At 61.9% G+C, this 16703-nt stretch carries 1 protein-coding gene; it reads right to left on the reverse strand.

The features are described 5' to 3' along the window. Positions 1-19: 19 nt before the first annotated feature. Positions 20-16588, reverse strand: a complete 16569-nt coding sequence (locus tag ACMGF8_RS05670; protein WP_416758950.1) for a LapA family giant adhesin — start codon at positions 16586-16588, stop codon at positions 20-22. Positions 16589-16703: the final 115 nt, after the last annotated feature.

A 16703-nucleotide genomic window follows, 5' to 3' on the forward strand; every position in this document is an offset into this window, starting at 1 on the left:
GGTGGCTGCCAGGAGCCGATCAGCTGTTGTTGTGATCGATCTTGATGGTCGGGTCGCTACCGGCGATCAACGAGTTGATGTTGGCATTGGACCAGTTGTTGCCTTCCAGCTTGATCGTCACGTCGGCGTTGGCCAGGCCCCCGGCGGCGTTGAGCTTGCCTTCGGAACTGACCTGCAGAGTCGAGACCCCGTCCACGGTGGTGATCTTGAGGAAGTTGTCGATGGTGCTGGCGCTCTCGCCCTGCAGCAGATCCCGCAGGTCGATACGGTCACCTTCACTGGCCTTGAAATCCTTGATCACGTCATTGCCGGTATCGCCGGCCTTCCAGACAAAGGTATCGGCACCTGAACCGCCGATCAGGATGTCGTTGCCCTGGCCGCCGATCAGGGTGTCTTTGCCGGTGCCCCCCAGCAGGATGTCATTGCCCTTGCCGCCGTCCAGCGTGTCGTTGCCGCCCTGGCCGAAGAGAATGTCATTGCCGGCGCCGCCCAGCAGGGTGTCGTTGCCGTCATGGCTGCCAGACACATCGAACTCTTTGTAGTGCTCGGTGATGTACTGGTGCACGTTGCTGGTGGTGACCTTGCTCACATCGACCCCGTTCTGCTCGGCCACGTAGGCCTGCATGGCCTGGTAACCCTCGCCGGCGATGCCGTTGAAGCTCACCAGGTCGCCGAACAGGATGTCGTTGCCGTCGCCGCCGCTGACCTTGTCGGCCCCCGGCATGGTGGCTTCGGTGTGACCGATGATCGAATTGGCCAGATCGTTCGGGTCGATGTTGGTCTGCGGCTTGCCATCGCTGTCGTATGGCTTGAGGTCGTTGAGGCTGACGCCGCTATTGATACCGATGGCTTCGACGTTCGACAGGCCGCTGAGCAAGGCAAAGCCGCTGCTGGAGTTGGTGGAGGTGTAGTAATCGGTGCTGCTGCCGGAGCCGGCCAGGTTCGACAGCTCGTAGGTGCCGTCGCCCTGGGCATGCAGGGTGCCCAAGGTTGCAGTATTCCAAGAGCCTTGGCCCCACCAATTGGTGCTGTAGGTCTGAAGCTTGACCGTACCGTTGCTGCTCACGCTGAGAATGTGATCGCTGTCGATGGTTTTGCTGAAGGTATCCCCCAGCTTGTAATTGCTGGTGGTCACCACGTCATCGAGGCGCACGTTGCCGTACAGCGTCGGGTTGGTCTGCTCGCCGCTCTGATAGAAGGTCGGCTGGCCGTCAGTGATGAAGTAGGTCAGGTTCTTGGCATTGGTATTGCCGGTAGCCTGGCTGCTCTGGAAGAAGTTGGCCGTAGTCTTGAACACGTCTTCATAGTTGGTGCCGCCGCCAGAAGCCATCGAGTCCAGCACGGCCTTGAGTTGGGCCAGGGCATTCGGATCGTTGAGGTTCACCGCTACCGACTTGTTGACCTGGGTATCGAAGTCGGCAAGGAAGATGTTCACGGTGCCCGAGCCAGCGCTGCCGATGCTGTTCTTCAGGGTATTGAACACCGAGGTCAGGGAGTTCTTGGCCGCGGTGATCGAGGCGCTGCTCATACTGCCCGAGGTGTCCACCATGAAGGCGATGTTGTAGTTGGTGCCCGGGACCACCGTCAGGCCACCGATGTCGGCGACCACGATGTCGTTGCCGTCGGTACCGATAACGGTATCGTCGTCGGCGGTGGCGACCATCGCGTTGTAGTTTGCCGGGTAGACCTTGACCGGGATCTGCGCCGAAGTGCTGGCAGAACCGCCCAGGGACTCGGTGGAGGTCGAGGTCACGTTGAGATTGAAGGTGCCGTTGTAGTACGGCGGCGGGGTGACCGTCAGGTTGCCCAGGTTCCAGCCGGTGACGTTGGCTTCGCCGGAGGTCGCGGTGGCGGTGAAGGTATGCCCGGCGCCATCGCTGAGGACGGAGCCTGCAGGAATGCCGCTGATCTTCACGCTCAGGGTTTCCGAACCGTCGGTATCGGTCAGGCCGGTGCTGATCTTCGACAGATGCACGCTGCCGCCTTCGCCGCCTTCGTTGAGCTTGTAGCCGTCGTAGTAACCCTCGCCGTTGGTGCCGTGCAGCTCGGACACCGAAACTCCGGCGTTGGTCAGGTCGGTGACGCCGGTGTAAAGCGGCACGCCGGCGTTGCTCAGGTCTACCGCGGCGCCGCCGTTGACCGAGAGGTTGACGTCGTAGCTGCCCGGACCACTCTGGTTGTGGTGGTAGATATCGATGGTGTAGTAGCCGCTGGTGGTCGGGGTGAAGGTACCGTTTAGGTTACCGCCCGCGCCCCAGGTGGTGCTGGCCACGTTCTTGCCGCCGATGGTCACCAGCAGGCTGTCGTCGCCGGTGCCGGAGAAGGTGTAGGCCTTGCCGGCTTCCAGGTAGATCAGGCCGGAGGTCTTCGATGCGGTGCCCGGGGTGATGTTGCCGTCGGACTGGACGTTGGTCGCCAGGCTGCTGCTGTTGGGCGTGCCGGCGGCGTCGATCACCGATTTCAGGGTGCTGGCGGACGCGCCGTTGCCGTCGGTGCCCAGGCCGCTGAGGCCGGTCCAGACTTCCTTGAGCAGACCGACCGAGTTGACGTTGTTACCCGCCACGCTCAGGGTCGGGGCATCGGCCACTGGGGTGATGTCGACCGTGACCGTACCGGTGCTGCCCAGGGCCTGGCCATCAGTTGGCTGGAATTTGATCTGGGCGTAATCGGCCTGTTGGTTGCCTACGCCGCTGCCGCCGTAGCCATTGGTGCCGGATTCGTTGGCGTCCGGGGTGAAGCGCAGTTTGCCGGCATCGATATCGGCCTTGCTGAAGGTCTGGTTGTTGGCCACATCCTTCCAGGTCGAACCGTCCAGGTATTGCAGTTTGCCGTCACCTGGCAGTTGGGTGATTTTCACCCCGAGGTTGGCAGCCGGGCTGTCGACGTCGCTGACGCCGAAGTTGGACCAGGTCAGGGCCAGCGGGCTGTCTTCGCTGCCGGTCACGGCGCCGCCGGTGGCGGTTGGGGCGTCGTTTACCGCCACCACATTGACCGTGGTGGTGGCGACATTGGAGTAGTTGCCGCCGTCGGTCACGGTCACGGTGATGGTCCGTGGCGTGGTGCTCGGGTCTTCACTGTTGTTGGTGAAGGTGATGTTCTTGATCTGTTGCATGTAGTCGGCCAGCGTCGCGTTGCCCGACAGGGTCAGGGTGATCGAGCCGTCCTTGCTGTTGGCATTGATGTTGATGCCGTTGACGCTGTTGCCCAGGTTCAGCGAGTCCCCCGGCTGACGGTTGGTCAGCACGATGGTGGCGCCGGTCAGCATCGTGCTGTCCGGGTCGGTGATGCTCAGGTCGGTGTCGGCGATCGACACGCCAGGGCCCGTGGTGCCTTCGGTGAAAGTGACCTTGTAGTCGGCACCGGTGGCGCCGCTGGAGTTGTTGGCGTCCAGGTCGATGACCGGTGGCGCATCGTTGTCGATGATCGAGGTGGTGACGCTGTTGTTACTGCCCACCACCAGGTTCTCGAAGTTACCGCCGCTGGCCGAATCGATCTTGACCGTGAAGTTCTCGGTGCCTTCAGTGATCTTGTTGTCAATGGTGGCGACGTTGAAGTTGGCGCTGCTGGTGCCGGCCGGAATCTTCACGGTGTACACGCCGCTGAAGTCCGAACCGTCAGTGGCGGTGCCGCTGTAGCTGATCTTCAGGGTGACTTCGGTCTGCGCCGGATGCGTCAGGCTCACGGTGTAGCTGGCGGTCTGGCCTTCAGTGACCGAAGTGCTGCCGGTGATGCCCACCGAAGTGGTATCCACGGTGTCGGTCACGTTGGTCACCGCTGGTGTGGTGTCCGGCACCAGCTTCTCGAAGTTGCCTCCGGTGGCGCTGGTGATCGAGGCATTGACCTTGCCGGCGTCGATATAGACGTCGTCAGCCGGCGCCGCAACGGTGACGGTACCGGTGGTGTTGCCGGCGGCGATGTTGATCACCGCGCCGTTGCTCAGAGTGACGGTCACCGGAGTACCGGCTGCGTTGGTCAGGGTCGCGGTGTAGATGATCGAACCGCCTTCAGCCACGGTGCCAGTGGCGCTGAGGCTGACACTGGTGGTGTCGACGGAGTCGGTCACGGTGGTGCTGACCGGGGTCTTGTCGGCCACGAGATTTTCGTAGTTGCCGCCGCTGACGTTGGTGATGGAGTTGGTCAGCGGAGTGTGGCCGACCAGTACATCGTTAGGCGCGCTGATGCTCACCGAACCGGTGGTCTCGCCGACCGGGATGGTGATCTTCTCACCGTTGGCCAGGTTCACGGTGACGGGCGAACCGGTCACAGGAGCGCTAACGGTGGCGGTATAAGTGACGTTGCCGCCTTCGGCAGCCGAAGGCGTGGCCTTGAGCGTGACGGTGCTGTTGTCGATGGTGTCGGTAACGTCGGTCACCGCTGGTGTGGTGTTTGGCACCAGCTTCTCGAAGTTGCCACCTTCGGCCTTGGTGATGGTGGCCTCAACCTTGCCAGCGTCCTTGTAAACGTCATCGGTTGGCGCCGCGACGGTGGCAGTGCCAGTGGTGGCGCCGGCAGCGATGGTGATTACTGCACCATTACTCAAGGTCACGGTAACCGGAGTGCCTGCAGCATTGCTCAGGGTCGCGGTGTAAACGATGGAACCGCCCTCGGCCACAGTGCCGGTGGCACTGAGACTGACACTGGTGGTGTCGACGGTGTCGGTTACGGTGGTGCTGACCGGGGTCTTGTCAGCCACCAGGTTCTCGTAGTTGCCGCCGCTGACGTTGGTGATGGAGTTGGTCAGCGGAGTGTGGCCGACCAGTACATCGTTAGGCGCGCTGATGCTCACCGAACCGGTGGTCTCGCCGACCGGGATGGTGATCTTCTCACCGTTGGCCAGGTTCACGGTGACGGGCGAACCGGTCACAGGAGCGCTAACGGTGGCGGTATAAGTGACGTTGCCGCCTTCGGCAGCCGAAGGCGTGGCCTTGAGCGTGACGGTGGAGTTGTCGATGGTGTCAGTCACATCGGTTACGGCTGGCGTGGTGTTTGGCACCAGCTTCTCGAAGTTGCCACCTTCGGCCTTGGTGATAGTGGCCTCAACCTTGCCAGCGTCCTTGTAAACGTCATCGGTTGGCGCCGCGACGGTGGCAGTGCCAGTGGTGGCGCCGGCAGCGATGGTGATCACCGCGCCGTTGCTCAGGGTCACTGTGACTGGAGTACCGGCCGCGTTGCTCAGTGTTGCGGTGTAAACGATGGACCCGCCTTCGGCCACGGAGTCAGTAGCACTCAGGCTCAGGGTGGTGGTGTCTGGCGTATCGGTAACCGAGGTTTCAGCTGGCTTGTCGCTGATTTCCAACTTCTCGTAGTTGCCGCCGTCAGCCTTGGTGATGGTGGCGCTCAGGGAGCTGCCGCCAGCCAGAGCATCATTGGGAGCGGTGAAGTTCACGGTGCCGGAGGATTCACCGACCGGAATAGTGATGGTCTGGCCATTGGACAGGGTCACCACAACCGGCGAGCCGGTCACCGGAGCCGAAACCGACGCGGTGTAAACCACGGTTCCACCTTCGGCGACGCTCGGGGTCGCGGTCAGGCTGACAGTCGACGTATCGATAGTGTCAGTGACATCAGTCACAGCTGGCGCTGGGTTGGTGACCAGGTTCTCGAAGTTGCCGCCATCCGTTTTGGTGATGGTGGCCTCAACCTTGCCAGCGTCTTTGTAGACGTCATCGGCTGGGGCCGCGACGGTGGCGGTGCCGGAAGTGGCGCCAGCGGCAATGGTGATTACCGCGCCGTTGCTCAGGGTCACGGTGACCGGAGTGCCAGCGGCGTTGGTCAGGGTCGCGGTGTAAACGATGGAGCCACCTTCTGCTACCGAGTCAGTAGCACTCAGGCTCAGAGTGGTGGTGTCTGGCGTATCAGTAACCGAGGTTTCAGCCGGTTTGTCGCTGATCTCCAGCTTCTCGTAGTTGCCGCCGTCAGCCTTGGTGATGGTGGTGCTCAAGGAGCTACCGCCAGCCAGGGCATCGTTCGGCGCGGTGAAGTTCACCGTTGCGGAAGACTCGCCCACTGGAATAGTGATGGTCTGTCCGTTGGACAAGGTCACCACGACCGGCGAACCGGTCACCGGAGCCGTAACCGACGCGGTGTAAACCACCGTTCCACCTTCGGCGACGCTTGGAGTGGCAGTCAGGCTGACGGTGGAAGTGTCGATGGTGTCGGCGACATCAGTCACAGCCGGAGCTGGGTTGGTGACCAGGTTTTCGAAGTTGCCACCGTCCGCTTTGGTGATGGTGGCTTCAACCTTGCCAGCGTCTTTGTAGACGTCATCGGCTGGGGCCGCGACGGTGGCGGTGCCGGAAGTGGCACCGGCAGCAATGGTGATCACCGCACCGTTAGACAGGGTCACGGTCACTGGCGTACCAGCGGCATTGGTCAAGGTGGCGGTGTAGATGATCGAACCACCCTCAGCCACAGACTCAGTAGCCGAGAGGCTCAGAGTGGTGGTGTCAGGGGTGTCGGTAACCGAGGTTTCAGCTGGCTTGTCGTTGATCTCCAGCTTCTCGTAGTTACCGCCGTCAGCCTTGGTGATGGTGGTGCTCAAGGAGCTACCGCCAGCCAGGGCATCATTCGGTGCAGTGAAGTTCACCGAACCTTGGCTTTCACCGACCGGGATGGTGATGGTCTGACCGTTGGACAGGGTCACTACTACTGGTGAGCCAGTCACTGGCGCGGTGACCGACGCGGTGTAAACCACGGTTCCACCTTCGGCGACGTTCGGGGTCGCGGTCAGGCTGACAGTCGACGTATCGATAGTATCAGTGACATCAGTCACGGCAGGCGCTGGATTGGTGACCAGGTTTTCGAAGTTACCGCCGTCGGCTTTGGTGATGGTGGCTTCGACTTTGCCGGCGTCTTTGTAAACGTCGTCGGCTGGTGCTGCGACGGTGGCGGTGCCGGAAGTGGCACCGGCAGCAATGGTGATCACCGCACCATTGCTCAAGGTTACGGTGACCGGCGTACCAGCCGCATTACTCAGTGTCGCGGTATAGACAATGGAGCCGCCTTCAGCCACGGAGTCGGTGGCCGAAAGGCTCAGTGTCGTGGTGTCTGGTGTATCGGTAACCGAGGTTTCAGCTGGCTTGTCGTTGATCTCCAGTTTCTCGTAGTTGCCGCCGTCAGCCTTGGTGATGGTGGTGCTCAAGGAGCTACCGCCAGCCAGGGCATCATTCGGTGCAGTGAAGTTCACCGAACCTTGGCTTTCACCGACCGGGATGGTGATGGTCTGACCGTTGGACAGGGTCACTACTACTGGTGAGCCAGTCACTGGCGCGGTGACCGACGCGGTGTAAACCACGATGCCGCCTTCAGCGACGCTTGGCGTAGCAGTCAGCGAAACGGTGCTGGTGTCGATGGTATCAGTGACATCAGTCACGGCAGGTGCTGGGTTGGTGATCAGGTTCTCGAAGTTGCCACCGTCCGCTTTGGTGATGGTGGCTTCGACTTTGCCAGCGTCCTTGTAGACGTCATCAGCCGGGGCTGCGACGGTGGCCGTACCCGAGGTAGCGCCGGCAGCGATGGTGATGACTGCACCATTGCTCAGAGTCACAGTAACCGGGGTACCAGCCGCGTTGGTCAGGGTCGCGGTGTAAACGATGGACCCACCTTCAGCTACCGAGTCAGTAGCACTCAGGCTCAGAGTGGTGGTGTCTGGCGTATCAGTAACCGAGGTTTCAGCTGGTTTGTCGCTGATCTCCAGCTTCTCGTAATTACCGCCGTCAGCCTTGGTAATGGTGGTGCTCAGGGAACTGCCGCCCGCCAGAGCGTCGTTGGGTGCGGTGAAGTTCACCGTTGCGGAAGACTCGCCCACTGGAATAGTGATGGTCTGTCCGTTGGACAAGGTCACCACAACCGGCGAGCCGGTTACCGGTGCCGAAACCGATGCGGTGTACACCACGGTTCCACCTTCGGCAACGCTCGGAGTGGCGGTCAGGCTGATGGTGGAAGTGTCGATGGTATCGGTGACGTCAGTGACGGCTGGCGCTGGGTTGGTGACCAGGTTCTCGAAGTTACCGCCGTCCGCTTTGGTGATGGTGGCTTCAACCTTGCCAGCGTCCTTGTAGACGTCATCAGCCGGGGCTGCGACGGTGGCCGTACCCGAGGTAGCGCCGGCAGCGATAGTGATGACTGCACCATTGCTCAGAGTCACAGTAACCGGGGTACCAGCCGCGTTGGTCAGGGTCGCGGTGTAAACGATGGACCCGCCTTCTGCTACCGAGTCAGTAGCACTCAGGCTCAGAGTAGTGGTGTCCGGGGTATCGGTAACCGAGGTTTCAGCTGGCTTGTCGTTGATCTCCAGCTTCTCGTAGTTACCACCGTCAGCCTTGGTGATGGTGGTGCTCAGGGAGCTACCGCCCGCCAGAGCGTCGTTGGGTGCGGTGAAGTTCACCGTTGCGGAAGACTCGCCCACTGGAATAGTGATGGTTTGACCGTTGGACAAGGTCACCACAACTGGCGAACCGGTCACTGGCGCAGACACAGACGCGGTGTAAACGACGATGCCGCCCTCGGCGACGCTCGGAGTCGCCGTCAGGGAAACGGTGCTGGTATCGATCGTGTCAGTTACATCGGTGACCGCAGGCGCTGGATTGGTGACCAGGTTCTCGAAGTTACCGCCGTCCGCTTTGGTGATGGTGGCTTCAACCTTGCCAGCGTCTTTGTAGACGTCATCGGCCGGCGCTGCGACGGTGGTGGTGCCGGAAGTGGCACCGGCAGCAATGGTGATCACCGCGCCGTTGCTCAGGGTCACAGTGACCGGAGTACCAGCCGCGTTGGTCAGGGTCGCGGTGTAAACGATGGACCCGCCTTCTGCTACCGAGTCAGTAGCACTCAGGCTCAGAGTGGTGGTGTCTGGCGTATCAGTAACCGAGGTTTCAGCTGGTTTGTCGCTGATCTCCAGCTTCTCGTAGTTGCCGCCGCCAGCCTTGGTGATGGTGGTGCTCAAGGAGCTGCCGCCCGCCAGAGCGTCGTTGGGTGCGGTGAAGTTCACCGTTGCGGAAGACTCGCCCACTGGAATAGTGATGGTCTGTCCGTTGGACAAGGTCACCACTACCGGCGAGCCGGTCACTGGAGCGGAGACCGAAGCGGTGTACACCACGATGCCGCCTTCAGCGACGCTTGGCGTAGCGGTCAGCGAAACGGTGCTGGTGTCGATGGTGTCGGTGACATCGGTGACGGCTGGCGCTGGGTTGGTCTCCAGGTTTTCGAAGTTGCCACCGTCTGCTTTGGTGATAGTGACTTCGACCTTACCGGCATCCTTGTAAACATCATCCGCAGGAGCGGCAACGGTTGCAGTCCCCGAAGTAGCGCCAGCGGCGATGGTGATGACGGCACCGTTGGAGAGTGTGACCGTGACCGGAGTGCCAGCGGCGTTGGTCAGTGTTGCGGTGTAAACGATCGAGCCACCTTCGGCCACAGAATCGGTGGCCGTCAGGCTCAGGGTAGTGGTATCTGGCGTATCGGTAACCGAGGTTTCAGCAGGTTTGTCGCTGATCTCCAGCTTCTCGTAGTTGCCGCCGTCAGCCTTGGTAATGGTGGTGCTCAGGGAACTGCCGCCTGCCAGTGCGTCGTTGGGTGCCGTGAAGTTCACGGTGCCGGACGATTCGCCAACCGGAATAGTGATGGTCTGACCGTTGGACAAGGTCACCACAACCGGGGAGCCAGTCACCGGAGCAGTCACCGAAGCGGTGTACACCACAGTGCCGCCTTCGGCGACGCTTGGTGTAGCGGTCAGGCTGACAGTCGACGTATCGATAGTGTCAGTGACATCAGTCACGGCAGGCGCTGGATTGGTGACCAGGTTTTCGAAGTTACCGCCGTCGGCTTTGGTGATGGTGGCTTCGACTTTGCCGGCGTCTTTGTAAACGTCGTCGGCTGGTGCTGCGACGGTGGCGGTGCCGGAAGTGGCACCGGCAGCAATGGTGATCACCGCGCCATTGCTCAAGGTTACGGTGACCGGCGTACCAGCCGCATTACTCAGTGTCGCGGTATAGACAATGGAGCCGCCTTCAGCCACGGAGTCGGTGGCCGAGAGGCTCAGCGTCGTGGTATCTGGCGTATCGGTAACCGAGGTTTCAGCTGGCTTATCGCTGACCTCCAGCTTCTCGTAGTTACCACCGTCCGCTTTGGTGATGGTGGTGCTCAGAGAGCTACCGCCAGCCAGGGCATCGTTCGGTGCAGTGAAGTTCACCGAACCTTGGCTTTCGCCAACTGGGATGGTGATGGTCTGACCGTTGGACAAGGTCACCACGACCGGCGAACCGGTCACCGGAGTCGTAACCGACGCGGTGTAAACCACGATGCCACCTTCAGCGACGCTTGGCGTAGCAGTCAGCGAAACGGTGCTGGTGTCGATGGTATCGGTAACATCAGTCACGGCAGGTGCTGGGTTGGTGACCAGGTTTTCGAAGTTACCACCGTCAGCTTTGGTGATGGTTGCTTCGACTTTACCGGCATCCTTGTAGACGTCGTCGGCTGGCGCCGCAACAGTGGCGGTACCAGTAGTGGCACCGGCTGCGATGGTGATTACCGCGCCATTGCTCAGGGTCACAGTGACCGGAGTACCAGCAGCGTTGGTCAGCGTAGCCGTGTAAACGATGGAGCCACCTTCTGCCACGGAGTCGGTGGCCGACAGGCTCAGCGTCGTTGTGTCCGGGGTATCGGTAACCGAGGTTTCAGCTGGCTTGTCGCTGATCTCCAACTTCTCGTAGTTACCACCGTCCGCCTTGGTAATGGTGGTGCTCAGAGAGCTACCGCCAGCCAGGGCATCGTTCGGCGCGGTGAAGTTCACCGTGGCGGAAGACTCGCCCACTGGAATAGTGATGGTCTGTCCGTTGGACAGAGTCACCACAACCGGCGAGCCGGTCACCGGAGCCGTAACCGACGCGGTGTACACCACGGTGCCGCCTTCAGCGACGCTTGGCGTTGCAGTGAGGGACACGGTACTGGTGTCGATGGTGTCAGTGACGTCGGTTACTGCCGGAGCAGGGTTGGTCTCCAGGTTCTCGAAGTTGCCGCCGTCAGCCTTGCTGATGGTGACTTCAACCTTGCCGGCGTCCTTATAGACGTCGTCGGCAGGCGCCGCGACAGTGGCGGTGCCAGTCGTGGCGCCAGCGGCGATGGTGATCACCGCGCCGTTGCTCAAGGTTACGGTCACCGGGGTGCCAGCGGCATTGGTCAGTGTGGCGGTGTAAACGATGGAACCGCCTTCGGCCACGGAGTCGGTGGCCGAGAGGCTCAGGGTGGTGGTGTCCGGGGTGTCGGTTACTGTGGTTTCAGCGGGCTTGTCGCTGATCTCCAGTTTCTCGTAGTTGCCGCCGTCAGCCTTGGTGATGGTGGTGCTCAGGGAGCTGCCGCCAGCCAGGGCATCGTTAGGCGCGGTGAAGTTCACCGTTGCGGAAGACTCGCCCACCGGAATGGTAATGGTCTGTCCGTTGGACAGGGTCACCACAACCGGAGAGCCGGTCACCGGCGCCGAAACCGACGCGGTGTACACCACGGTGCCGCCTTCGGCGACGCTTGGGGTAGCGGTCAGGCTGATGGTCGAGGTGTCGATGGTGTCAGTGACATCGGTCACCGCTGGAGCCGGGTTGGTCTCCAGGTTCTCGAAGTTGCCGCCGTCAGCCTTGCTGATGGTGACTTCAACCTTGCCGGCGTCCTTATAGACGTCGTCGGCAGGCGCCGCGACAGTGGCGGTGCCAGTCGTGGCGCCAGCGGCGATGGTGATCACCGCGCCGTTGCTCAGGGTCACGGTCACCGGGGTGCCAGCGGCATTGGTCAGTGTGGCGGTGTAAACGATGGAACCGCCTTCGGCCACGGAGTCGGTGGCCGAGAGGCTCAGGGTGGTGGTGTCCGGGGTGTCGGTTACTGTGGTTTCAGCGGGCTTGTCGCTGATCTCCAGTTTCTCGTAGTTGCCGCCGTCAGCCTTGGTGATGGTGGTGCTCAGGGAGCTGCCGCCAGCCAGTGCATCGTTAGGCGCGGTGAAGTTCACGGTGGCGGACGATTCGCCCACCGGGATGGTAATGGTCTGTCCGTTGGACAGGGTCACCACAACCGGAGAGCCGGTCACCGGCGCCGAAACCGACGCGGTGTACACCACGGTACCGCCTTCGGCCACGCTTGAAGTCGCCGTCAGGTTCACCGTCGAGGTATCGATGGTGTCGGTGACATCGGTGACGGCTGGAGCCGGGTTGGTTTCCAGGTTCTCGAAGTTGCCGCCGTCAGCTTTGGTGATGGTGACTTCGACCTTGCCCGCATCCTTGTACACGTCGTCAGCCGGTGCGGCGACGGTGGCTGTACCCGAGGTAGCGCCAGCGGCGATGGTGATGACTGCACCGTTGGACAGGGTCACGGTGACCGGAGTGCCTGCGGCATTGGTCAGGGTAGCGGTGTAGACAATGGAGCCGCCCTCGGCCACGGAGTCGGTGGCCGAGAGGCTCAGGGTGGTGGTGTCCGGGGTGTCGGTTACTGTGGTTTCAGCGGGCTTGTCGCTGATCTCCAGCTTCTCGTAGTTGCCGCCGTCAGCCTTGGTGATGGTGGTGCTCAGGGAGCTGCCGCCAGCCAGGGCATCGTTAGGCGCGGTGAAGTTCACGGTGGCGGACGATTCGCCCACCGGGATGGTAATGGTCTGTCCGTTGGACAGGGTCACTACAACTGGCGAGCCGGTCACCGGCGCCGACACCGACGCGGTGTACACCACGGTACCGCCTTCGGCCACGCTTGAAGTCGCCGTCAGGTTCACCGTCGAGGTATCGATGGTGTCGGTGACATCGGTGACGGCTGGCGCTGGGTTGGTTTCCAGGTTCTCGAAGTTGCCGCCGTCAGCTTTGGTGATGGTGACTTCGACCTTGCCCGCATCCTTGTACACGTCGTCAGCCGGTGCGGCGACGGTGGCTGTACCCGAGGTAGCGCCAGCGGCGATGGTGATGACTGCACCGTTGGACAGGGTCACGGTGACCGGAGTGCCTGCAGCATTGGTCAGGGTAGCGGTGTAGACAATGGAGCCGCCCTCGGCCACGGAGTCGGTGGCCGACAGGCTCAGCGTCGTGGTGTCCGGCGTATCGGTAACACTGGTCTCAGCGGGTTTGTCGTTGATGTCCAGCTTTTCGTAGTTGCCACCGTCCGCTTTGGTGATGGTGGTACTCAGGGAGCTACCGCCAGCCAGGGCGTCATTCGGCGCGGTGAAGTTCACGCTGCCGGAGGACTCGCCCACTGGAATAGTGATGGTCTGACCGTTGGACAGGGTCACCACGACCGGCGAACCGGTCACCGGAGCGGTGACCGATGCGGTATACACCACGGTGCCGCCTTCAGCGACGCTTGGCGTAGCAGTCAGTGAAACGGTACTGATGTCGATGGTATCGGTGACATCAGTCACCGCTGGAGCTGGGTTGGTAACCAGGTTCTCGAAGTTGCCACCGTCCGTTTTGGTGATGGTGGCTTCGACTTTGCCGGCGTCTTTGTAGACGTCGTCGGCTGGCGCCGCAACAGTGGCGGTGCCAGTCGTGGCACCAGCGGCGATGGTGATCACAGCACCGTTGCTCAGGGTCACGGTCACCGGAGTTCCGGCAGCGTTGGTCAGAGTGGCGGTGTAGACGATAGAGCCGCCCTCGGCCACAGACTCAGTGGCCGTCAGGCTCAGAGTCGTTGTATCCGGAGTATCGGTAACGCTGGTTTCAGCGGGTTTATCGCTGATTTCCAGTTTTTCGTAGTTGCCGCCATCGGCCTTGGTAATGGTAGTGCTCAGAGAGCTACCGCCAGCCAGGGCGTCATTCGGTGCAGTGAAGTTCACGCTGCCGGAGGACTCGCCCACTGGAATAGTGATGGTCTGGCCGTTGGACAGGGTCACTACCACTGGCGAGCCAGTCACTGGCGCGGTGACCGATGCGGTGTATACCACGATGCCGCCTTCAGCGACGCTCGGGGTTGCGGTCAGGCTAACAGTCGAAGTGTCGATGGTGTCAGTGACATCGGTCACTGCTGGAGCCGGGTTGGTTTCCAGGTTCTCGAAGTTGCCGCCCTCGGCCTTGCTGATGGTGACTTCGACCTTGCCGGCATCTTTGTAAACATCATCCGCAGGAGCGGCAACGGTTGCAGTCCCCGAAGTGGCGCCTGCCGCGATGGTGATGACGGCACCGTTGGAGAGCGTGACCGTGACCGGTGTGCCAGCGGCGTTGGTCAGGGTCGCGGTGTAAACGATGGACCCACCTTCGGCCACGGAGTCGGTGGCCGACAGGCTCAGGGTGGTGGTATCTGGCGTATCGGTAACGCTGGTCTCAGCAGGTTTATCGCTGATTTCTAGTTTTTCGTAGTTACCGCCATCGGCCTTGGTGATGGTGGTGCTCAGAGAGCTACCGCCAGCCAGGGCGTCATTCGGCGCGGTGAAGTTCACGCTGCCGGAGGACTCGCCCACTGGAATAGTGATGGTCTGACCGTTGGACAGGGTCACCACGACCGGCGAACCGGTCACCGGAGCGGTAACCGACGCGGTGTAAACCACGGTTCCACCTTCGGCGACGCTTGGAGTGGCAGTCAGGCTGACAGTCGACGTATCGATCGTGTCAGTGACATCAGTCACGGCTGGCGCTGGGTTGGTGACCAGGTTTTCGAAGTTGCCGCCATCGGCTTTGGTGATGGTGACTTCGACTTTGCCGGCATCCTTGTAGACGTCATCGGCCGGTGCCGCCACGGTGGCGGTGCCAGTTGTGGCGCCTGCGGCAATGGTGATCACCGCGCCGTTGCTCAGGGTCACGGTGACCGGAGTGCCGGCAGCGTTGGTCAGGGTCGCGGTGTAAACAATCGATCCGCCTTCTGCCACGGTATCGGTGGCAGTCACGCTGAGGGTGGTGGTGTCCGGGGTATCGGTAACCGAGGTTTCAGCTGGCTTGTCGTTGATCTCCAGCTTCTCGTAGTTGCCGCCGTCAGCCTTGGTAATGGTGGTGCTCAGGGAACTGCCGCCTGCCAGTGCGTCATTCGGCGCGGTGAAGTTCACGGTGCCGGACGATTCGCCAACCGGAATAGTGATGGTCTGTCCGTTGGACAGAGTCACCACAACCGGCGAGCCGGTCACCGGAGCCGTAACCGAGGCGGTGTACACCACGGTTCCACCTTCGGCGACGCTCGGAGTGGCAGTCAGGCTGACGGTGGAAGTGTCGATGGTGTCGGTGACATCAGTCACGGCAGGCGCTGGGTTGGTGACCAGGTTTTCGAAGTTGCCGCCATCGGTCTTGGTGATGCTGACTTCGACCTTGCCGGCATCCTTATAGACGTCATCGGCCGGTGCCGCCACGGTGGCGGTGCCAGTTGTGGCGCCAGCGGCGATGGTGATCACGGCACCGTTGCTCAGGGTCACGGTGACCGGAGTCCCAGCAGGATTGGTCAGTGTCGCGGTGTAGACGATGGAGCCGCCTTCGGCCACGGTGCCGGTGGCCGACAGGCTCAGGCCGGTATCGTCAATGGTGTCAGTGACTGTGGTCACGGCCTTGTCGGTGCTGGGCACCAGGCTCTCGAAGTTGCCGCCCTCGGCCTTGGTGATGCCGACCTCGATGGTGCTGCCGTTCTTGTAGACATCGTTGGCCGGGGCCGCGACGTCGATCGAACCGCTGGACTTGCCCGCTTCGATGGTGATGATCGAACCGTTGGACAGGGTAATGGTCACCGGCGTCTGCGCCGGGTTGGTCAGGGTGGCGGTGTAGGTGATCTGTCCGCCTTCGGTGACGTTGGCATCGGCTGTCAGGGTGACGGTGGTGGTGTCGATAGTGTCGGTGATCTGGGTCACCGCCGGGGTTGGATTGACGGTCACCAGCAGGCCACCGCCGCCAGCGGTGCCGGTCACGCTCACGCTGATCTGGCCGGGGTCGATGTAGACGTTGTCTTGGGGCGCCAGAGGGACCTGCACGCTGCCAGTGGTTTGGCCCGCACTGATCACGATGACCGCACCATTGGACAGGGTGACGGTCAGGTCGGTCAGCGGTGCCTGGGTCAGAGTGGCGGTATACACCAGCACACCACCGGCTTCGGTGATGGTCGGGGTGGCGCCCAGGGTCAGGGTCGCCGGACGCAGCGAATCACTGCCACTGCCGTTGCCATTGGCCAGGCCATTATTGTTGGTCAGCCCGCCAATGGTGTTGTCCTGGGCCGAAGTGGCCAGCCCCAGGCCGGCCGTCGGGAAGCCGATGGTCGGGTCCACCCGGCCAGCGGTTTCCTCAAGCTGGACGAAGCTATGGCCGCCCCCGGCGGCACCGCCCGTACCTGCTGCGGACGGGCCGGCAGCGGTGGCTTCCAGGTCGGTGGTCGGGTCGACACCCGCGGCAATGGCCTGCTGCAGTTCAGCCACCGATGGCGCGGCTTGCGCACTGGCCTGGGCCAGGTCGGTGCTGGAGTCTGGTGCGGCACCGCTCCATTGAGTGTCGCGGCCAAGGTCGAGGGTCCGTCCGTCGGTCAACTCGAGGGTAACGGCACCCGCCGGGCCGGTATCCACCTGGTCACCCACGAACAGGCGGTCGCCTTCGATGAGTACGCGCCGGATTCCTTCCGGGGAAACTACGAAAACCTGACCGACAATGCTTTTGACGATGGCAACAACACTGCTCATTGGGGACTCTCCGGTGTACCGCTCAGTTGACATCCATGTACCGGCTTGGGCGCGGGCCGCAACTCAGTCTGGAGGTACATTGCTGTGTAATTGGGAACGGGTATTTGACAGTATA

This window comes from Pseudomonas sp. BNK-7 (genome assembly GCF_048072025.1).
In the GTDB taxonomy this organism is placed as follows: domain Bacteria; phylum Pseudomonadota; class Gammaproteobacteria; order Pseudomonadales; family Pseudomonadaceae; genus Aquipseudomonas; species Aquipseudomonas danubii.